The sequence below is a fragment of the Planktothrix rubescens CCAP 1459/22 genome, from assembly GCA_904830895.1.
Taxonomy (GTDB): Bacteria; Cyanobacteriota; Cyanobacteriia; order Cyanobacteriales; family Microcoleaceae; genus Planktothrix; species Planktothrix agardhii.
Genome location: LR882958.1, coordinates 2299328 through 2321746, shown reverse-complemented (window position 1 = coordinate 2321746; position 22419 = coordinate 2299328). Strand labels below are relative to the sequence as shown.

Annotated in this window: 15 protein-coding genes; 7 read left to right on the top strand and 8 right to left on the bottom strand. The window is 39.2% G+C overall.

The features are described 5' to 3' along the window. Positions 1-22 precede the first annotated feature (22 nt). The 4 genes from NMG86_RS10880 to NMG86_RS10865 all read left to right on the top strand — a co-directional run bounded on the left by NMG86_RS10880 (position 23) and on the right by NMG86_RS10865 (position 5702). A complete protein-coding gene (locus NMG86_RS10880) occupies positions 23-1972 on the top strand; it encodes a tetratricopeptide repeat protein (RefSeq protein WP_026797625.1) in 1950 nt (649 codons plus the stop codon). Positions 1973-2179: 207 nt separating this feature from the next. Further along, a complete protein-coding gene (locus tag NMG86_RS10875; protein ID WP_026797624.1) occupies positions 2180-2872 on the top strand; it encodes a response regulator transcription factor in 693 nt (230 codons plus the stop codon). A 79-nt stretch (positions 2873-2951) separates the two neighbouring features. Further along, the gene (locus NMG86_RS10870) at positions 2952-3632 is read left to right on the top strand and encodes a response regulator transcription factor (protein WP_026786945.1); all 681 of its coding nucleotides are present in this window, start codon (positions 2952-2954) and stop codon (positions 3630-3632) included. A 90-nt stretch (positions 3633-3722) separates the two neighbouring features. Further along, positions 3723-5702 (top strand): sensor histidine kinase, encoded by a 1980-nt coding sequence (locus NMG86_RS10865; protein ID WP_043938705.1) that lies wholly within the window; start codon positions 3723-3725, stop codon positions 5700-5702. Positions 5703-5994: 292 nt separating this feature from the next. Here the strand turns inward: NMG86_RS10865 and NMG86_RS10860 are convergent, their stop codons facing one another. Continuing rightward, positions 5995-6474 carry a flavin reductase family protein gene (locus NMG86_RS10860; RefSeq protein WP_026786946.1) on the bottom strand — a complete coding sequence of 160 codons (480 nt, stop codon included), beginning with the start codon at positions 6472-6474 and terminating at the stop codon, positions 5995-5997. Positions 6475-6530: 56 nt separating this feature from the next. Continuing rightward, positions 6531-7664, bottom strand: coding sequence for a M14 family zinc carboxypeptidase (locus NMG86_RS10855; protein ID WP_026797623.1), 1134 nt, complete (start codon positions 7662-7664; stop codon positions 6531-6533). Positions 7665-7903: 239 nt separating this feature from the next. On the opposite strand from NMG86_RS10855, the gene NMG86_RS10850 reads away from it, so the two are divergent. Beyond that, complete coding sequence (locus NMG86_RS10850; RefSeq protein ID WP_026797622.1) at positions 7904-10594, top strand: DEAD/DEAH box helicase; 2691 nt, start codon at positions 7904-7906, stop codon at positions 10592-10594. A 91-nt stretch (positions 10595-10685) separates the two neighbouring features. Here the strand turns inward: NMG86_RS10850 and NMG86_RS10845 are convergent, their stop codons facing one another. The 6 genes from NMG86_RS10845 to NMG86_RS10820 form a co-directional block, all read right to left on the bottom strand. Beyond that, positions 10686-11606 carry a hypothetical protein gene (locus NMG86_RS10845; RefSeq protein ID WP_026797621.1) on the bottom strand — a complete coding sequence of 307 codons (921 nt, stop codon included), beginning with the start codon at positions 11604-11606 and terminating at the stop codon, positions 10686-10688. Positions 11607-11675: 69 nt separating this feature from the next. Next, positions 11676-12497 carry a metal ABC transporter permease gene (locus tag NMG86_RS10840; RefSeq protein ID WP_026786950.1) on the bottom strand — a complete coding sequence of 274 codons (822 nt, stop codon included), beginning with the start codon at positions 12495-12497 and terminating at the stop codon, positions 11676-11678. A 122-nt stretch (positions 12498-12619) separates the two neighbouring features. Next, entirely contained in the window at positions 12620-13630 is a 1011-nt protein-coding gene (hpnH, locus tag NMG86_RS10835; RefSeq protein WP_026797620.1) for an adenosyl-hopene transferase HpnH, read from the bottom strand. A gap of 44 nt (positions 13631-13674) precedes the next feature. Beyond that, positions 13675-14664 carry a hopanoid-associated sugar epimerase gene (hpnA, locus tag NMG86_RS10830; RefSeq protein WP_043938707.1) on the bottom strand — a complete coding sequence of 330 codons (990 nt, stop codon included), beginning with the start codon at positions 14662-14664 and terminating at the stop codon, positions 13675-13677. A gap of 28 nt (positions 14665-14692) precedes the next feature. Further along, positions 14693-17461, bottom strand: coding sequence for an efflux RND transporter permease subunit (locus NMG86_RS10825; protein ID WP_026797618.1), 2769 nt, complete (start codon positions 17459-17461; stop codon positions 14693-14695). Positions 17462-17546: 85 nt separating this feature from the next. After that, positions 17547-17906, bottom strand: a complete 360-nt coding sequence (locus tag NMG86_RS10820) for a hypothetical protein (RefSeq protein ID WP_052338693.1) — start codon at positions 17904-17906, stop codon at positions 17547-17549. 16 nt (positions 17907-17922) lie between these two features. Here NMG86_RS10820 and NMG86_RS10815 point away from each other — a divergent pair, with 16 nt between their 5' ends. Together NMG86_RS10815 and NMG86_RS10810 are read left to right on the top strand one after the other, a co-directional pair. Continuing rightward, positions 17923-18627, top strand: a complete 705-nt coding sequence (locus NMG86_RS10815; protein ID WP_026797616.1) for a YdcF family protein — start codon at positions 17923-17925, stop codon at positions 18625-18627. A gap of 532 nt (positions 18628-19159) precedes the next feature. Further along, complete coding sequence (locus NMG86_RS10810) at positions 19160-22267, top strand: ABC transporter transmembrane domain-containing protein (RefSeq protein WP_026797615.1); 3108 nt, start codon at positions 19160-19162, stop codon at positions 22265-22267. Positions 22268-22419 lie beyond the last annotated feature (152 nt).

Sequence of the window (22419 nt, the reverse complement as noted above, 5' to 3'; positions counted from 1 at the left end):
GGTTTAAGGGTTGATAATGGCGATGACCAATAATTGTTCTGTTTTAGTTTCCCAAACTCATCAGCGAATCTACGATCGTTTACAACAGGCGCTGGCTTTGCAACTTCGCCGTCAAGTTTTTCTTGGAGTTTGTGATAACTTAAATCTGCGAAATCATTTGGCGCTACAGTTACGAACAGATTTTTTATCCAAACATCAGGAGAATATTATACCCCAATCTCCCATTTCTTCAGATTTGATTAGTGTAAAACTTGATTTAAGTGATCCGAATCCATTTCAGGCAATTATCCAATGGTATGCTCAAAATAAATCTAATGAGAGTCATCCAGATATTATCGGATTTCAAATTTTAGGGGTAGAACATTTAACCCGTCAACCTCCGGCGGTACAATGGTCATTTTTAAGATATTTACGCACTTTAGAAAACCATCTCGACCAATTTGAATTTAGTTTGCTGTTGTGGATTTCTTCCCCTTGGTTATCTTGTATTCAACAGTCAGTACCAGAGTTTTGGGAGCGACGAACCGGAGTATTTGAATGGATCAGTGATCCCACTCCGAGTAACTTGGAGTCGGAGACCATTTCCTTAGATTTTGGGGAAACTTCCGAACCTGTTGAACGGGGTCAAATATCTGATCCGTTGCAGGAACTTCTCGATCAGATTCAACAATTTGAGCAACATTCTGCCCTTTCCTGCTTATCTCCAGCCTATCGTAAATTAGGGAATATATACCGCGATCGCATTTTAGCTGGGGACAATTCAGAACTCAACTATACCCAGGCTATTCAAGCATACGAAAAAGTTTTAGAAATTATTCCAGAATTGAATAAAAGTTCTATTGCTTCCGACGATCTTGATGATTCTATTAATGTTTTTAATGACTTAGGAACATTATATTGGATGGAATTTCGCCAAAGGGTTCAAGAGAATCCAAAATCTCTGGATGTGATGTGTTATTTAGAAAAAAGTATTATTTTTTATCAAAACGCTTTAATGAAAGTTGATCCTGAAATTCAACCAAATTTATATATACAAATCCAAAAAAACTTAGGAGCGACTTATGCAGATTTAGCGACTTGGCAAGATGGGAGTAAAAATTTAGAACAGTCAATTATTGCTTATACAGAAGCCTTATGTTATTTGAATTTGAACCTTTCTGAAATCAAGGGTTCCCAGATTCAAGATTATGCAACAATTCAAAATAATTTGGGAACGATCTATTGGAAACTGGCCCAAAAAACCCAACCCATTCCTCACCTGAAAGCTGCCATTGCTGCCTATACCGAAGCAATGGAATTTTATACCCCGCAACACGATCCCCTCAATTATGCCCTGCTACAAACCAATTTAGGCACAGCCTACTGGACATTGAGTCAACATCAACCCTCGGCTAAATTGCTATTACAAGCCACTCACGCCTATCATCAAGCCTTGAGCTATCGGACGACCGCCTCAGCCCCAATTGCCTGTGCAGCCACCTATAATAATTTGGGTATCGTCTATTGGCATTTGGCAAACCACTATCAAAAATCGGAAATTCGGGCTAAATTTTTAAAAAGAGCCATTGCAGCCTATCAAAAAGCCCTCTCCATTACGGCGGATCTCAGTCGGGCCCAACTCAATTTTGATCCCTTAGCAACCCATAATAATCTGGGACTAACCCACTACCAACTGGCAACCGATTCTCATTTACATCTCGAAAAAAACACCAAAATTTCTTTTTTAAAAGCCGCACTCAAACATCACATTCAAGCGATTATTAATGATCTTAATCAACCAGAAGGACAAGAGTTTATGGAGAGTTCTGTTTCCCAATCAAAAACCACCGAACATCATCAAACAACTTTGGGTTACTTGCTGCGAACTATTCGCGCCTTCTACAATGAGTCTGGATTAGAAGGACAAAATCAGGCTTTATCTCAGATTCCTGCTCATCTATTGTCTGAAATATTACCAAAAATTTGGGTCTAAAGTTCTCCATTTGTTTGGCTAAAAATGGTATTCCTTCCCAATCAAGAGCAGTCCATTCAACTCGCTCCCGGAAACTGAGACATAATCTGGGGATTATTACGGTTTTTACTAAATCGATATTTTATTGGGTGTAGGTTCAAGTTTTCCATTAACATTGAGATGTCTATTTAATATTCTGGCTCAACCTTCTGCTTAATATGCGTGGTTATGGCATCTGTAAAAATTCTCGTAGTTGATGATGATCCAGCAATACGGAACCTCATAAGTCGTTATCTTAGCCAACAGGACTATCAAGTTGAAATAGCGAGTGACGGCCATTCCGCATTGGAAAGGTTTGAACAGTTCAATCCTGACTTAGTGGTATTGGATCTAAATTTGCCGGATACAACCGGTTTAGCATTGTGTAGGGAAATGCAAAGTCGAACCAGTGTATTTATCCTAATGCTAACCAGCGAAAAAGATCCCAAACTTGGGTTAAAGGAGGGAGCCGATGACTTTGTGACCAAACCCTTTGATTTAGAAGAATTAAACCTTAGAATCAAAGCAATTTTAAAGCGTCAACGAAATCAAGTAGATACACAACCCAAAAATTTAATTTATGGGGATTTAATCATTGATCCAAATCGTCGAGAGGTTTATATTAGTGGTGAATTAATCGCCCTGAGTGCATTAGAATTTGACCTGCTCTACTGTTTGGCCCGCAAACCTGGTCGAGCCTGGCGACGGCCAGAATTATTGCAGGAAGTGTGGGGTTATGAGTATGAAAACGAGCAGCGGGTTGTTGATGTTCATATTGGTCAGATTCGCAAAAAAATCGAACTGGATGTGGAGCAACCTTCCTTTATAAAAACAATTCGGGGTGTGGGATATATGTTTGATCGGCGCACGGGTGAACGTTAATTGTAATGGATAATTGTCCTATATTCTTAACCATTCATGCCCGATTATCAATCGTTAAATTCTCACGGGCTTTTTAGTTATGAATTCAGCAAAGATTCTTGTTGTTGATGATGATCCGGCAATCCGAAATTTAATTAGTCGTTATTTAAGCCAACAGGATTACCAAATAGAAGTGGCCGCTGATGGCAAGACGGCGTTGAAAGTATTTGAACAGTTCAACCCCGATTTAGTCATTTTAGATCTGAATTTGCCGGATACAACGGGTTTAATATTATGTCGAGAAATGCAAAATCAAACTCATGTTCTGATCCTGATGCTCACCAGTGAACAAGATCCAAAACTCGGGTTAAAAGAAGGAGCCGATGACTTTGTAACTAAACCCTTTGATTTGGAGGAGTTAAGTCTGCGGATTAAGGCTATTTTAAAACGCCGCATATCTATGTCTAATTTAGAACACAAAAATTTAGCCTATCGGGATTTAATTATTGACCCGAATCGGCGAGAAGTCTATCTCAAAGGAGAATTAGTAATTTTAAGTGCGTTGGAGTTTGATCTACTTTATTGTTTAGCCAGTAAACCGGGTCGGGCTTGGAAACGCACAGAACTTTTAGAAAAAGTTTGGGGTTATCAAGACGATAGTAGTGAAGGGGGGCGGGTTATTGATGTTCATATTGGTCAAATTAGAAAAAAAATTGAACCTGACCCTAAAAATCCTTCTTTTATTCAAACGGTTAGAAGTATTGGCTATCGTTTCAATTAATAGAGGGGATTATTAGTATAATGTTTATGGTTTATTGTCTACTCTGGTCTAACTGCTGTCTACGTTCTGTCTTCTGTCCCATGTTCTACTATGCCTAAGTCGGGTCAATCGTCATTTCGCCAGATTTTACTCTCGCAGATTTTACTGCTTAGTCTTCCTGTGTTGCTCGTGGGAGAATATGTTACCTATAGAAAAGCCCGTTCTGGTTTACTCGAAACAGCCCGATTAAATTTAACAGAAAGTGCGAGTAAAAAAGCACAAACCATTAATGAATGGATTGATTTTAACAAGTCTGGTTTGACGATTGCCACCAATAATATTGTTTTACAACCCGAAAAACCTCAACAGTATTCTGTGCTGCTTTCTCAACTTCAGGAGCAGTTTTCTCCCTTGGTTAGTTGTCTCCAATTGACTGATCTACAAACGCAAAAACTGATTGCTACGACCTGCGGGAAAAAGCCTATATATTCTATTCCTAAAAACTTTTGGTCGTCCCAAAAACAGCAAAATCCTGAGATTTATATTAATTATTTAGTTCCCAGTCTCGATCAAAAAAATTCAGAATGGCGAAATCAAATTAAATTAGTATTCAACTCCCCGATTTATGTCAATCAAAACAATAAAAATCAGTTAAAATATTTGTTAAGTCTGCAATCAACTTTATATTTAGAATCGAAAGAACCTCCTAAATCTTTAACGGGATTTACCGTTATTATTGATCAAGGAGGAACAATTATTAGTCATCCAAGTTTGAATAAATTGGGACAAAATATTCAAGATCAAGCCGATGCTAATAGACTCAAAAATTTATTATCTAATGCGTTAGAGAGTAAAAAAAATTCTTTTATTCACTTATTTTATTTTGATCAATCGGGGAATGAACTTCTAGCGGGATATGATTCAATTCCTAGCCCGATTACCTCGGAAAACGATAAGCAATGGGTGATTTTAGCGGTTGTTGATTTACAGCAAGCTCTATCGGGATTAAAAGATATTAAATCGTTGTTAATCTCCTTGGTTTTATCTTTAGTTATTGCCAGTATTATTGCTGCGGTGTATGTTTCTAGGGATTTAGCAATTCCTTTAGAAAAATTGAGAGATTATGCACTCAGAGCTAAAAATTTAGATAGTCCGGGTGATGTTCCTGACAATCTAAGAATAACAGAGTTTAATCAGTTGGCTGAAGCTCTAAATACAATGGTAGCAAGTCTTAGAGCGAGAGCACAAGCCCTAGAATATGCGTCCAAAGAAGCCCAAGTTGCTAATCAATTAAAAAATGAATTTTTACGAGTTATTTCCCACGAATTAAGAACCCCTTTAAATGGAATTATTAATTCAATCAGTCTGATTCAAGATGGTTACTGTGATACCAAAACAGAGGAGGAAGAATATCTGAAAATTGCCTCGGATTCCAGCCAACATCTATTAAATTTAGTTGATGATATTTTAGATATTGCTTTAATTGAAGAAGGCAAATTATCTGTGATGCTTGAACCCACGGATTTAATGCAAATTGTCAAAGATGCGGTGAATTTGCAAATGTTGGATATTCAACACAAAAACTTAACCCTCGATTTACCCACCCCCGATCAACCGATTATTGTTCAGGCTGATCCTGATAAGTTAAAGCAAGTTTTTATTAATATTCTCAATAATTCTGTCAAATTTACTAAATCGGGAGGAATCACCATTTCTACCCGGATTGAATTGGCTACCAATTCTCTGATTGAGATGCAAAATAATACCGCCTCAAAATCTACGACCGTGCGATATCAAGTTGTAGTCACCATTACCGATACCGGAATTGGTGTGGCGTTAGGACATCAGCAAAAAATCTTTGAACCCTTTGCCATGGCTGATGGTTCAACCACAAGGGAATTCGGGGGAATTGGATTGGGTTTAGCTATTTCTCGCCGTTTAATGCAAATGATGGGGGGTTTTATTACCCTAGATAGTCCAGGTTTAGATCTCGGAACCACTGTGATGATTAGTATTCCCCTATCTGATACTAATACAAAATCACCTTCAACTCAAAGCTCTATTTCTTCCCATCCCGTGATAGCAGAATAGGATTTTAAAACTCATGAATTTGAGACTAATTTAATCCTGATGTCGGGCGATTTTCTGAGCCAAATCAACGAAAATCGCCCGATTTTCTATGCGCTATATATAAGTAGTTGCACAAAATAAATTACCTAGTTGAGAGAGGGAACAGCCCCCCAAACCCCCGTACACGGGGGGCTAGGGGGGGGAGGGAACGCCGGATCTGGGCAGAAGATGTGTAATTAATTTTGTTTAGGTACTTAGCGTAATTGCGTAAGTCCTGAAAGAGTTAAAAACATTAATCGCAGTGTTCCCCTACCTATCCGCCATAATTCCATCCCGTGCTGGCGAGGTTAAGAATTTCGGCTTCTTGATGAACACCTGCGGCGATGACTTCCCCGACGAATACCGTATGGTCGCCGTGTTCAACACAACCCACCACTTGACATTCTACATAACCCAGGGCGGCGGAAATAATCGGACAACCGGTTTCTCCTAGATAAAATTCGATGTCTTCAAATTTGTTTCCCACTCGATGTTGGGGTTTAAAGAATTTCTGGGCGATGTCTTTTTGACCTTCAGCCAGGAAACTGAGGGCGAACACACCACTGGTTTTAATCATGGCATGGGATTTAGAATCATTTTTAACACAGTTGACCACTAAGGGCGGTTCAAAGGAGGCTTGTGTCACCCAACTGGCGGTAAAACCATTGACTTCCTCTCCCTCTTTGACTCCACAAATATAGAGGGCGTGGGGAATTTTACGCAGAATTGTTTTTTTAGCGGCTTCGTCTAACACGGTTTGAATTAAGTATTGAGTGATTTTACGCAATTAGTTTAGCAAAAAACTAGAAGTTAAGACGGCATCACCCCTAAAACATAATCCCATTGATTTACGGAATGATTTTTGGTGATATCGAAAATGAGTCCGTCTCCTTCGGCGAAAATCTCCCGAATTTGGGGTAATTCCCCAATTTTATTGAAACTCAAAATAGTATAGAGTTTCTGATTTTTATAAATAGTTTCTCCCAGTTTAACATAAAATTTAATCATGCCTCCGGCGGGGGAATAATAGCGTTGAATTTTATCTTTAGGGGTAAGATGAATCTGATGATTGGGGTTGGAAGCTAAGGGGAAATCTTTTATTGATAAAAGTCCTTTGGTTGCTAGATAATTTTTGATTCCCCTAATTCCTTTCTGCACAGATTCGGGATTCATTTCTAACCCGGAACCCAGTTCTAATGTCCAAGATTCTATCTCAAATCTAATATTTTTTCCTAGTTTAGCTAATTCGTTTTCTAAGGCTAACCAGGGCTTCATAAAGGCTTCATCAAAGGCATCCCCATCATAATCATTCATTAATATTCCTGTATCTAATAGAAAGGCATTAGCACTTGCTTCTCGACTGTGAAAACAATATAAATAGTCGAGGGCGTTATTAGTTGAACTGTGTAAATCAATCAGATAGTCAGCATCTAGGGCTAGGTTTTGGAGTTGATAGCGATAATAATTATTGTAGGAAACTCCGGGGTAACTTCTAATGAGTTTAGCCAGTTGATAAAATTGATTTAAAATAGTTTGACGATATTTTGCTTGAATTTCATCTTGTTCTAAATCCTGATTATCTTGGGCAAATTGGCTAATATCTGCTCCGGTTTTTTCATAATCCCAAAAAATTCTATTCCAGTCTTTGCCATCATAAAGATTATATCGACCGGAGGAAAAATAATGCGATCGCTGATTCACCCCCAAAGGATTACAAACAGGAACTAATAAAATTTCTCCAGTTAATTGAGTCTTGTCTAAAGTGATTAAAAAATTAATTAAATCCTGAATAACAGCATTTCCACTAATTTCAGCCCCGTGTAAATTAGATTGTAAATAAACTTTTTTGCCTGGATTCTCGCCCGTAAACTGATAACTTTGAATAAATAATTGATCGCCAGAAGCGAGTTGAATCAAGGGAATAGTTGAAATATTAGGAATCATAAATCAGTCATCAGTAATCAGTTAACAGTTATCAGTTGTAGGGGCGGGTTAATCAAGATTTAAGTAATTAACAAATATCTAAATAAACCCGCCCGTACCAGTTAACAGTTATCAGTTAACAGTTATCAGTTAACAGTTAATAAGTTTACAGTTAAATGGCAGGTCTCTACACTTTTGAAAAAAATCCATGCTATGATGGGGGTTTTAACGTTAAAATTAGTCTTATTATTTATATTCCTGTGTCCTACTCTACCGAAAACAATCCCCAACTGGATCTCAACGCCCTATTTCCATTTCCCCTGGATGACTTTCAACACGATGCGATTACAGCGTTGGATGATGGAAAGTCCGTTGTGGTTTGTGCGCCAACGGGTTCGGGAAAAACCTTAGTAGGAGAATATGCCATCCATCGGGCCTTGGCGGGCAATCGGCGGGTCTTCTATACTACACCCCTAAAGGCGCTATCCAATCAAAAGTTTCGGGACTTTCGAGAACAGTTTGGGGCGGACAAGGTAGGGTTATTAACGGGGGATATTTCCGTTAACCGGGACGCGGCGGTGGTGGTGATGACCACGGAGATTTTTCGCAATATGCTCTATGGTACACCGATTGGAGAAGCCGGAGTTTCCATGGAAGCGGTGGAGGCGGTGGTTTTGGATGAATGCCATTATATGAATGACCGCCAACGGGGAACGGTTTGGGAAGAATCAATTATTTATTGTCCCAGGGAAATTCAATTAGTGGCGTTATCGGCAACGGTGGCCAATAGTGAACAATTAACCCACTGGATTTCTCAAGTTCATGGCCCAACGGAGTTAATTTATTCTACCTTTCGGCCGGTACCCTTACAATATCATTTTTGTAATATTAAAGGCTTCTTTCCCCTATTAGATGATTCCCTGAAAAGAATTAATCCTCGCCTCAAAGAAAAAAAGGGCCTTCCTCCACGGGGTAGACGCAATGATATTCCGAATTTAGGCGCGACTATATCCCATCTAAAAGAAAGGGATATGTTACCTGCTATTTATTTTATCTTTAGTCGGAAAGGTTGCGATCGCTCCGTCGGAGAAGTGCGTCATTTATCCTTAGTTAATGAAGCCGAAACCGCCCGATTAAAAGAGCGAATTGATGCGTTTTTAGCATCGAGTCCCGAAGGCATTCGTCCCGAACAAGTTGAAGTATTATATAAAGGAATAGCCGCCCACCATGCCGGACTTTTACCGACTTGGAAAGGGTTAGTAGAGGAGTTATTTCAACAGGGATTAATTAAGGTGGTATTTGCCACGGAAACCCTCGCCGCCGGGATTAATATGCCCGCTAGAACTACGGTAATTTCTAGTTTATCAAAACGCACCGATGACGGTCATCGCCTGTTAAAAGCCTCGGAATTTCTGCAAATGTCAGGACGGGCGGGACGGCGCGGCATGGATACGGAAGGCTATGTGGTGACGGTACAAACTCCCTTTGAAGGAGCCAAGGAAGCAGCCTATTTAGCGACGTCTAAAGCTGACCCCTTAGTAAGTCAATTCAGCCCTAGTTATGGCATGGTCTTGAACTTATTACAACGGCATAGTTTAGAAAAATCTAGGGAATTAGTTGAACGAAGTTTCGGACAATATCTGTCTACAATTAATTTAATTCCTGCTCAAGAAGAAATTGATATTATGCAGGCGGAATTATCGTTAATTGAAGCCCAATTTGGCTTTAGTGGCGAACAAAATATGGCATTGTTGGAAGAAACCCTAGCCAGTTTTGAAAAAGTTTATGACCGTCTACGGGAAGAACGTCGTTTATTAAAATTCCTACAACAGCAAGCCGAAGATGTCCGAATGCACCGGATGGCCCATGACATGGATGCTACCCCCTTGGGTACAACTTTAGGTTTACGGGGAAAAAATGTTCCTACGGCTCGCAAAATTGAGTCTGACCCCATTCCGGCCGTATTAGTCGCCAAAACCCCCAGTTCGGGACAGGCACCCTATTTCCTCTGTTTAGGACGGGATAATCGCTGGTATGTGGTGAGTGCGGCTGATATTGTAATTTTGCAACCCGATTCTAAACGGTTAAATGTGGATTATTTGGAAATTCCTAATATTCCGTTTAAACTCGGTCAATGTCGTAAAGGAGATGAGTTAACCGTAGCCATTACCCAACAAATTCCCGAATTAAATATACCTGAATCGCCCCCAGAAGTCATCGCTCAACAAAAACAAGTCGAACGGTTAGAGTTAGAATTAGACGCCCATCCTATTCATAAATGGGGCAAACCGAATAAACTGTTAAAACGGTGGCAACGCTGGGCAGAATTAAATGAAATGATTGAAGAAATGCGAGGGGAATTAGAAGAAGATTTAGCCCGTCATTGGGATGAATTTATGGCTTTAATTTCAATTTTGCAATACTTTCAAGCCCTAGATGAGTTGAAGCCTACGGATTTAGGACAGGCTACCGCCGCTCTGCGGGGAGATAACGAATTATGGTTAGGGTTAGCCTTGAAGTCGGGGATTTTTGACCAACTTGACCCCCACCATTTAGCAGCGGCCTGTGCAGCTTTGGTAACTGAGGTTTCCCGTCCCGATAGTTGGACGCGCTATGACTTATCGGAGGAGGTAGAAAACGCCCTGGGACAGTTGCGCCATCTGCGCCAGGAATTGTTTAAACAGCAACGACGGTATCGGGTTGCTTTACCCATCTGGTTAGAACGGGATTTAACTGGTTTAATTGAGCAATGGGCTTTAGAAACCGATTGGTTGGAGTTGGTCTCTAATACCAGTTTAGACGAAGGAGATATTGTCCGAATGTTCCGAAGAACTTTAGATTTTCTTTCTCAAATCCCCCATGTTCCTTATTTAAGTGAATCTTTGAAAAAAAATGCCCTACGCGCCCGTCAGTTAATAGACCGATACCCGATTAATGAGGCGGTAGATTAGGGTTTAACATCTTACTAAGGGAGGGAATAGGTAATAGGTAATGGGTAATAGCAAGAGTTTACCCCCCCTGCTCCCCTGCTCCCCTGCTCCCCTACTGCCCCTTACATATTTCTAATTTCGCCCCTGTAGCGCAGGCTTCTTCCGCCATTCCTAAAGCCACACCGTCAAATACAGGGGTCGCCCATTGTCTCCCTGCTTGAATTGACCCCGCCCGTTGAATAATTTCTGCGGCTTGAGCAACCTCAATAATAGCCACTTTAGGATTATATTCCGCCGCCCTTTCAATCATCGGATGCCAAGCCAAAGAATGACCCTCACGATTATTTTTTCCCCCACGAACTCTCGGCCCAATATTAACTAAACCCTGCTGTTGATAAAACCCAACTAAACGGTTTTGGATGCGATATTCCCACCATAAATCCCGTTGATGGAGTCCCGTAACTAACATTTGAGCACCAGGACGGGGGTTAGCAGCATTCGCCACATTAGCATCGGCTGTTAAAACCACCGTTTGCACCGAAGAATTTCCCTTATGAACTCCAGCAATAAAATGTTCTAAAGCCTGAAATCCATCTATATTTTCTCCATACATAGAAATCGTCGGAGTTAACACATAAAACCCTAACGCTTCTAACCGTCGTTTCATTTCTTCAACCGTAATATAATTCCAAATTCGACCCACGGAAACACCGTTAACACTGGCTCCAGATTGTACACCATTGCTAGTATATTGCATCGGTAAAATTGCAATCGGTTTGTTAGTATTAATTCTAATGGGAGCCACATCAGCATGAGTCCAATTTTCTCCAGTGTAATTGTAGCGAACTCGATAAATCCCCTGTCCGGCTTCATATTCATAAGACCGACCATCTTCTAAAATTGCCACGGTTTCTGTTGAGTTGGAGTTTTGACAAGCAGAAACAGAAGTCGGACAGTTAAGATTCTGTGCCGTTGCCGGGTAGGAAAAGCCTAAAATTAGGGAAGTTAAACAGAGGGCAATTTTTGTTTTCATAAGTTAATTTAAAGGATGATTCAAGGTTCAACAGAGGACTTTAACATAAATCAGGAAAATTGAATCAAATCAGGCTGGTTTAATCATATTTTTTAGGCTTAAACTGAATAAATAAGCACAACCCGCGACTAAAATAATCGTTGCACCGGAGGTTAAATTAAGAAAGTAGGAAATTCCTAAGCCTAGGGTGGTAAAAACTATTCCTAAAATACTGGATAATAGCATCATTTGTTTTAAGTCTTTAACAAATTGTCCTGAAATTGCCGCCGGAATAGTTAATAAAGCAATCACTAAAATTAAACCTACCACTTTCATCACCATCACCACGGTTAAGGCGATGGCAACTATTAACATTAGATAAAGTTGGTCAACTGGTAAATTTCGAGTTTCGGCAAAAACTGGGTCAAAAGAAATTGCTACTAATTCTTTATAAAATAAAATAATCATCACCCCAATTAAAATATTTAAGATTAACATTAGAATTAAATCCGATTGGGGGACGGTGAGAATACTGCCAAATAAATAACTCATTAAATCAACTTTATAACCAGGGGTTAAGTCAATAAAAATAATCCCAATTGCCATTCCTATTGCCCACATCACCCCAATAATAGTATCTGCCCGTTGTTGGGTTTTACGATAGACTAACCCCATTCCTAGGGCAGAAATGACAGAAAATATAATTGCTCCTAATACGGGACTAAATTTAAAAAAGTAACCCATACCAATGCCTCCATAAGCAGCATGGGCAATTCCGCCACTAATAAAAACAATCCGATTCACAACAACAAATGTTCCAATCATGCCACAGGCAATACTAACTAAAAGTCCTGCTATTAAAGCATTTCTCATAAATTCAAATTCAAACAATTTAATTAATTCTGTTAGCATTATTTTTGATTATAGAAAATGGAATAGATTGTAAAATCGTCAGTTATATTTTCTCCAAATTCCCCCCTTTTTTATGGGGTTAGGGGGGTAACTCCTTAATCGACTCTAGCCTCCTAAGTTAACTAAAATAACGCCCCAATCGAACGCCCCATATTTTCAAGTTTCATCGCTTCTATTGCGGCTGTTGGTTCATAACCACAGTGCACCATACAATCTACACATTTGGGATTTCCGCTTGATTTTCCGTATTGTGTCCAGTCGGTTTTTTCCAATAATTCTTGATAACTGGAATAGTAACCTTCATTTAATAAATAACAAGGTTTTTGCCATCCTAAAACACTATAACTCGGACTTCCCCATGGAGTACAATCATAGTCTTTTTCTCCGATGAGAAAATCTAAGAATAAAGGATTATGATTAAAATTCCATTTCTTTTTACCTGATTGATAGGGAGATAAAATTTCACAGAATAAGGCTTTAGTTTGTTCTCGTTTTAGGAAATGTTCTTGGTCGGGTGCCCATTCATAACTATAACCAGGAGAAATCATCATCCCATCTAAACCCAAAGTCTCCAGAAAATCAAAGAATTTCTGCATTTCTTCCGGCTTAGTTCCAGCAAATACCGTTGTATTAGTTGTGACTCTAAATCCTTTTGATTTAGCAACTTTAATCGCTTTTACTGCAATTTCAAACACGCCTTCTCGGTCTACACAGTGGTCATGATGTTCTTTTAAACCATCTAAATGCACACTAAAGGTTAAATAGGGAGAAGGTTTAAATTTTTCTAAACTTTTTTCAAGTAAAATTCCATTAGTACACAAATAAATAAACTTTTTGCGAGCAACTAAACCCTCAACAATTTGATCAATTTGCGGATGTAATAAAGGTTCACCACCAGGGATAGAAACCACAGGTGCGCCACATTCTTCTACGGCTTTAAAACAGTCTTCTGGGCTTAAATTTTGCTTGAGAATTTCTTTCGGATGTTGAATTTTTCCACAGCCAGAGCAGGCTAAATTACAGCGAAATAAAGGTTCTAACATCAACACTAGGGGGAATTTTTTTCGCCCCATTAACCGTTGCATGAATAAATATTTACCAACGGTGATTGCTTGTTCAATTTGAATGGCCATTTTTTGTTCACCTTAAATAAATTTAGAATTGGGTTAATCTAAAATCACCCTAACTCATCAACATACCCTTGTGTTATAAACCAATTAACGGCATCTTTCAAGGCGGTCTTAATTGAAGATTGAGGTAAACCCAATTCTTGAACCGCTTTTGAGGGATTATAATACATCGGTTGTCTTGACATTTTAACGCCATCTAAGGGGAGAGAAGGTTTTTTTCCTAAATTAGCTAAAATCATTTCATCGACCCATGCAATGCCCAAGGGAAGCCAAACTGGGATGGTTTTTTCAGGGGCGGGTAATCCGGTTATTTCTGACAATAAATCTAAGAATTGTTTCAAGGTTAAATTCTGATTACCTAAAATATAACGTTCTCCGGTTTTGCCTTTTTCTAAAGCCAGTAAATGACCTTGGGCGACATCTCTAACATCAATAAAATTCAATCCAGTATTCACATAAGCGGGCATTTTTCGGCGGAGAAATCGTAAAATCAAATCCCCCGTTGGCGTGGGTTTAATATCCCAAGGGCCAATGGGTGTACTAGGATTAACAATCACAATATCCTGACCTAATTTTACCGCATTTTGGGCTTCCTGTTCTGCCCAATATTTAGATTTTTTATAATATCCAACTAAATTCTCAACTGGACTTTGATAATTTTCATTAACAGCAACTCCAGGTTTTACTCCAATAGCAGCAACGGAACTGGTATAAATTGTTCGTTCAATTCCCGCTTGTCTAGCGGCGGCTAAAATATTACGAGTTCCGATAATATTATACTGTTCTAATAATAATCTATCCCGTTGCCAAAGGGAATAATGGGCCGCACAATGAAATAAAACTTGACAACCTTTTAAAGATTGAGATAAGTTAGCATCTGTTAAGTTTCCTTCAACAATTTCAACCTCTAAATTTTTCAAGTTATCTAAATTACTCTCAGGACGAACTAACACCCGAACTGCATAATTATTTTGCAATAATAATCTAATTAAATTCGCCCCAATAAACCCCGTTCCACCCGTTACAAATACTTTCATTATATCTTAGTATCTTTGTGGTTTATTTCTATAAACTTTGTTTCTTAAATCGTTTTTTAATCTTCAACCATTCATCTTCCAAAAATGTATTTAAAACCGGAACAACAATTAAACTTAATAAAGTAGAAGTGATTAAACCCCCAATAATCGCAACGGCCATCGGTTGTCTTAATTCTGACCCTGCACCTAATCCTAACGCAATTGGTAACATTCCCAAAATCGTCGAAGCGGTAGTCATCACAATGGGTCTTAAACGTACAACTCCCGTCTCAATAATTGCCTGATTTCGACCCATACCTTTTTGACGTAATTGGTTAATATAATCCATCAATAATAACACATTTTTATCTAATAATCCTAACAGGAAAATCAACCCAATTAAAGAAATAATGCCAAAATCACTTTGAGTGATTAATAAAGCTAACATTGCTCCCACTAAACACAAAGGAAGCGTTAACCCAACTACCGCAGGTTCTACCCAACGACCAAATAATAAGAATAGCAACCCTAACATACAAATAACAGAAAATAAAAGAGTTACCAGAAAGCTATTTAAAACTTGACCAATTCTGGCAGAATCTCCAGTTAATTTTAAGGTAACTCCATTATAAATTAAAGGTTGAGCAATCTCAATAACTTGATTTGTCGCATCCCCTAATAATTGACCTTGGCTTAAATTAGCAGTAATATAAGCCGCCCGTTGACCGTTAAATCGTTCAATTTGGTTGATAGTATTAGATGTATTTTCTTCACCCGTTACCCGAACATCCACAAAACCCGGTAATTTTGCGACTTTTTCTTTAATGGTTTTGGCTATATTATTTAATTGTTGAATATCCTCTCCAACTAACACAATTTGTAGGGGTTTTTCATCCCCTGTTTCTACAAATTGAATATCTTCCACACTGATAGTAACGTTATTAATTTGGGGCAGATTTGACCTAATTTGATCTTGAGCCTCTAAGGTTGTTAATTGACGATCATTTTTTAGTTTGACATAAATTCTACCTTTATTTGGTTGTCCTTTAATTCCAATAATTGTTAAGGCTTTTTCAACATCGGGAGTATTCAAAACCACCGTTTCTATTTTTTCGGCGGTCGTGCGAGTTTTTCTAAGAAAGAGTTGAATTGGATTTCTGGCTAAATCTGTTAACCAATCAAACGCTCCTTGCTGTTGAAATATATCATTGGAGTTAGAGGCGGGTTGTGGCTCGTCTGGCGCGGAGGCGGAGGAGACGCGCCGTGGCTCGTCTCTACGTTGAAGATTAGAAATTTGAGGAAGGGGATAGGAATAATTAATTACAAATTCTCCCCTATCGAGTCGCGGTAAAAACCCTTGGGGGACAAAAGGAATTAAGGCTAAACCAGCAACAAAACTCAAAATAGCGATTAGAATAACTCGTTTTCGGTGGCTGAGTGACCATTGCAATAATCGACGATAACTTTCGATAATTGGGTTGGGTTTGGGAGTATAATTTTCCGGTCTATTTTTTGCGGGTTTTAACCAATAAACTGCTAAAACTGGAGATAAAGTTCTGGCGACTAATAATGATATAACTACAGCCGAAGAAATTGTCAATGCAAAGGGTTTAAAAAACTGTCCCAACGCATCTCCCATAAAGGCTACGGGGAGGAAAACTGCTACAATTGTTAAGGTGGAAGCTGTTACCGTTAACCCAATTTCATCTGTTCCTTTTATCGCGGCTTCTCTGGGTGTTTCTCCAGCATCAATTAATCTGGCAATATTCTCTACATCAACAATAGCATCATCTATAACAATTCCAATTACTAATGCTAAGGCTAATAGGGTTATTGTTTCTAAGTTGAATCCAGCAATTGCCATCACAATGCAGGTTCCTAATAAAGAAGTAGGAATAGCTAAAGCGGTAATTAAAGTTGCCCTAAAATTCCTTAAAAATGGAAATACAATGGCAATGGCTAAAACAATTGCTAACAATAATTCATTAATTGTAGAATTGGTAGCTTCTCTAATATAATCGGCTTGGGTTTCTGCTAAAATTAGCTTGACATCTGTTAATTTATTTTGTATAATATTAATGGCATTTTCAACTTGATTTACCACTTCTAAGGTATTGGCATCACTGCGTTTTACCACCTGAAACGCTAAGACATTTTCCCCATTATATCTAACTAAAGTTGGCGGGTCTTGAATTAACGTTTGAGAACTGGATAAGGAGGCAATATCCTTTTTCGCCTCCCGACTTAATCCATCTCCTAATAGATTAACTTTTAAAACTCCGGGTAAAGATTTGAGTTGAGGCAGAATTTCCGATTTAGTAATTGTGGTTAATTCTTTTAAGGTTTTGCTTTCGCTTTTAATTGCGTAAGTAATTGCCGTTGATTCGTTTAAGTTTAAAGGAATTATATTATAAGTAGTTTCAGCAGGTAATTGAATAGTTTTTAAAGCTGTTTCCACTTGATTTGTTGAGGATTCTAAACTGGTTCCCACTAAAAATGCTAAACTAACAATACTCCTACCTGGATAAGTCGATGAACGGAAATCATAGACCCCAGGAATAGATTTTACCCCCGTTTCAATCGGTAAAGTAACCTTTAATTCCGTGTCCGTTGCGGTAGAAATGGGTGCAGTGGTACTCACAACTACCACCGGAAATGTCACCTCTGGAAATAAGGCATATTTGAGATGACTAAATGCCAAAATTCCGGCTATAATTACCCCAATCCAAAACCCAATTGCAATTCGAGGATGAGCGATACAAGCGCGAGAAATATTAAACTGTTCTCGCATAGCAGATTTGAGAGGAGACTGAATCATAGCAAAGATTGACAATAAATGATTATTCAAAAAATGATTATCTTCTTTAAGATAAACCTGAAATAATTAATTTGCAAAATTAAGTTTATTGGAGCAATTTTTCAGCACATTCAATCCCAACATCCACAAACTCATCAGGGGATTCTTTTGTCTTTTGAGCTTGAGTATAAATTTTTATAAACTGATCAAAACTGTACCGAGATTGAAATTGATTAATCGTACATTGACAAACAGTTTTCGCCTGTTGCTGGGTTAAACCTTCTTGAATACTTCGTTGACTACAACCACTGATATAAGTATTAACAATTTCTTGGGGATATTGATATTTAGGTTTGGGTTGAGTAGAATTATTTTGAGCCAGGGTGGAAACCGGATAGAGTCCTAAAGCCAAGAATAATATAAAATACAATAGACGAACAACGACGAAAGGACTGATAATATTCATAAAGGATTGGTTTTAAATGAATTGGCGACCATTACAATTAAAACATAAATTGTGCCTAAAATTTTTACTCCTCGGCGTAATTATTATCTTAATCACGCTGTCGAGTAGTGTTTGGCATCAATTCCAGAAGCTATCTGTCGCTTCCCAACAACCTGTGGATACATTTTTTGTACTGGGAGGAAGTATTTTACGAGAAATGTATGTCGCCGAACTAGCAAAACAAAATCCCCAGATTCCTATTTTAATTTCAACGGGATCAGATGATCCTTGTATTTTAAAATTATTTGAACGGGAACAAGCACAAACGCAACAAGTTTGGCTAGAAAAGTGTGCTAATTCTACTTTTGATAATTTTTTTTATAGTCAACCTATTCTGAGCAAATGGCAGGCTCATCATGTTAAATTAATTACCTCTCCCACCCATTTACCCAGGGCAAAATGGATGGCTCAAATTATGTTAGGATCTCATGGAATTTGGGTAGATGTGGAGACAGTAAAAGAAACCGGAGTTCCTGCAAATCGGGAATTGTGGCTAAAAACAGGAATGGATGTAACCCGAACTTTTTTATGGGCGTTAGCAAGTCAAGTGATTCAACCCTCCTGTTCTAATCTAACTCAACTTGAGGAAGTGAATCTGAAAAAGTGGTGTCAAGAAAAATTTAGCTGTGAATATCAAAGTGGGATTGATTCTAAATCAATTTGTCAGGAAAAGCAACCCTAATTAGAGCTTAACTTTACATGAACTTTTGACAAAAAAGTCCCTCAACCTGACCTATCATCGGTATTATAAGCCCTAAAATTTCAGCCATCAATATAAAGATTGAGTTAAAGATTTAATTAAGATTATTAGAATCTGCTTCAAGTTCAGGAAATCCGTGATTAAAATATGTCATTATGCCAACAGATATTACGGCGATAGGCAACTTGATTGAATATCAGAATCCTCTAAATTATCTGAAAAGCAATCGGTGCTGTTAGACCTTGGTTTTTACTCAATTGGTGCTTGACTCTTGTTTGTAGGAGTCTCCCTTATCAATGGGATCTCACCGGACAACTGTTAACCCCCCCCAACCCCCCTTGCTAAGGGGGGGGCTAGATTCCCGTTTGCTAAGGGGGGGCTAGATTCCCGTTTGCTAAGGGGGGCTAGATTCCCATTTGCGAAGGAGGTTTTGAAGGGACTAGAAAAGCCTAATTTGTATTCCTACGGGCTGCTTCATTGATTGCTAATCTACACTATTTATACCCTCAAAACCATGATCAAACCTAACTTAACTGAACGGGATCGGGCGTTTACACCTAGCCCTAAGACTTCTCAATATTTATTGATTGCCACCTTAGAAAATCTCTTAACACAAATCCAAGTCGATACCATTAATCTTGCAGCTTGGAGTCAACATTGGCATCTCCACTCGTTTCAACTAGGAGATTCTATTGATAATATAGCCATTTTTACCAAAAAAACAGTTAACAGTGAACCCAATCCAAAACCCCTGGTTTATTTAGTCGTTGAAGGTCGAGTCCGACTCCTAGCCTGGGACAAAAATCTAAATCGGGAGGTTTCAGTTTCAGTGATTGAACCCGGTGAAACCTTTGGCGGGGATCAAGCCGGATGGGAATACTCAAATTTATCTTATCAAGCGATCGCAGCCAGTGATGTGATTGTGGCTTCGATTCCTCTTGTCGAAATTCCAGCCCAGACCCAACTACAAACCCATCTAAAAACCACCATCGAAAGCCGACAACGGTTATTATTCTTCAAAACCCAAACGGACTGGCGACGGTTAGCCAGTCACCGACTACAAGAACTTTTATCCAACTGCACCCAACATCACATCAACGCCGGAACTCCCTTACAGTCAGCGATCCCAACCCAACAGAGCCGATTTTGGCTGTATCAAGGACAAATTACAGGCACCGATACCGTTCCCCAGGTGGGCGACAGTTGGGGAGAACCCGATCCCATCCCCCCAGAATGGAGCGCGGCAACGGAGTTAGTAGTGTATCAACTTCCCGCAGAAACCTTACAGATAACATCTGTACAAGGTGGGAAATCTCCGATGCGGAAACAGCAGACAACAATAACGGTGTCCCCTCAACCCGCCACCGTTAAACCATCCCCGGTGATCGTTCCCCCAACCGCCCAAATCCTCAGCTTCCCAAAACCCAAACCTCAACGAGTCTGGCGAGGATTTTGGCAACGGTATCCATTTATACAACAACAAAGCTCCTCCGACTGTGGGATCGCTTGTTTGGCGATGATTAGTCAGTATTGGGGGAAATATTTAAGTATTAATAGCCTGCGTAATATTTCGGATGTAGGAAGATCTGGAGTCTCCTTAAAAAATCTCACCCTCACCTCAGAACGCTTAGGCTATCAAGCCCGACCTGTCCGGGCAAGTTTGAATCGTTTGGAAACCGAAAAAAACCCTTGGATTGCCCATTGGCAGGGGGATCATTATATTGTGGTCTATAAAGTCCGTCGCCATCAAGTGGTGATTGCTGATCCGGCGGAGGGCAGAAAAACCCTCTCTCGTCAGGCGTTTTTAACCGGATGGACGGGCTATGCTTTACTTTTGGAACCTACGGAGCAATTCCATGAACTCAAAGAGCAGAAACGCTCTCTAGGTCGGTTTGCCGGGGTAATTTGGCCCCATCGGCTTTTGGGATTACAAATTGTTTTGTTATCCCTATTAATTCAGATATTTGGGATTGTTACTCCCTTATTAACCCAGATTATTTTAGATCGGGTTGTGGTGAATAAAAGTCTCACCAGTTTGAATGTATTTGCCTTGGGGTTGTTATTATTTGGCGTGTGGAGTTTGGGGTTATCTTCAATTCGACAATATCTATTGAGTTACTTATCAAATCGTTTGGATTTAACTCTAATTGGTGGGTTTATTAACCACGCCCTAAAACTTCCTTTAAAGTTCTTTGAGTCCCGCCGCGTCGGGGATATCATTACCCGGGTTCAAGAAAATCAGAAAATTCAACGGTTTCTCGTCGGTCAAATTTTATTGTCGGCGTTGAATGTTGTGACGGGGTTTGTGTATTTAGGGTTGATGCTTTATTACAACTGGAAACTCACAATTTTAATTTTAGGAATTGTGCCTTTAATTATTCTTCTAACCTTAGCAGCAACGCCAATGTTACGACATATTTCCCGTCAAGTATTTAATGCCTCTGCCGATCAAAATTCAACTTTAGTGGAAATTTTGACCGGAATTAATACAGTAAAAGCAGTAGCGGCGGAACCGGAATTACGTTGGCGTTGGGAAGAACGATTAACCAAACAGATGAATGTTCAGTTTAAAGCTCAGAAATTAGGGATTAATTTAGAATTTGTCAGTGGGTTAATTAATTCAATAGGAAGTACAGCCTTACTTTGGTTTGGTGCAACTTTAGTAATTCAAGATCAATTAACTATTGGTCAGTTTGTCGCCTTTAATATGATGCAGGGTTATGTAATTAGTCCGATTCTTGCCTTAGTAGGATTATGGGACGAATTGCAAGAAGTATTAATTTCCGTAGAACGGTTAAATGATGTATTTGAACAAGAACCGGAAGAAACCCCGCAAAAACCGTTAATTGTATTACCGAGAATCCAGGGAGAAATTCACTTTGATAACGTGACTTTTCGTTATCAGGAAGATGCCGAAACGAATATTTTGCAAAATCTTTCTTTTAAATTTCCTCCAGGTCAAACCATTGCTATTGTTGGGCGCAGTGGTTCAGGGAAAAGCACCCTAGTTAAATTACTGCAAGGTTTGTACCATCCCACAACCGGACATATTTATGTGGATGGGCATGAAATTCGCCATGTTTCTCCCCCTTCTTTACGTTCACAAATGGGCGTTGTTCCCCAGGATTGTTATTTATTTTCAGGAACGCTTTTAGAAAATATTACTCTGTATCGGGATGAATATACTTTAGATCAAGTTATTGAGGCTGCAAAATTAGCAGAAGTTCATGGATTTATTCAAGGTTTACCTTTAGGATATTATACCAAAGTTGGAGAACGGGGATCAAGTTTATCGGGAGGACAACGGCAACGAGTAGCGATCGCCAGAGCCTTATTAGGAAGTCCTCGAATTCTAATTTTAGATGAGGCTACCAGTTCTTTAGATACCGAAAGTGAAAGCCGTTTTCAACGCAATTTAGAACAAATGCAACGAGATGGCGTAGCCGCCGCCTTGCGGCATCGCACCACGATTATTATTGCCCATCGTCTCTCAACCGTGAGAAGTGCCGATTGTATTTTAGTTATAGACAAAGGTATTTTAGTTGAACAGGGCAACCATGAACACCTAATGGCAACTCAAGGACTCTATTACCATTTAGCCCAGCAACAACTGGCTTTATAGCCCAGGGCAATTGCGTGACTTCTCCCCCAACCCCTCTCCTACAAGGAGAGGGGGGAAGAATTCTTACTATTAAATCTTAAAATAAAAAGATTTAAAAATATTAATTACTCCCCCTTCCGAATAAAAATATTCTTCCTTTTCCCTCTCCTTGT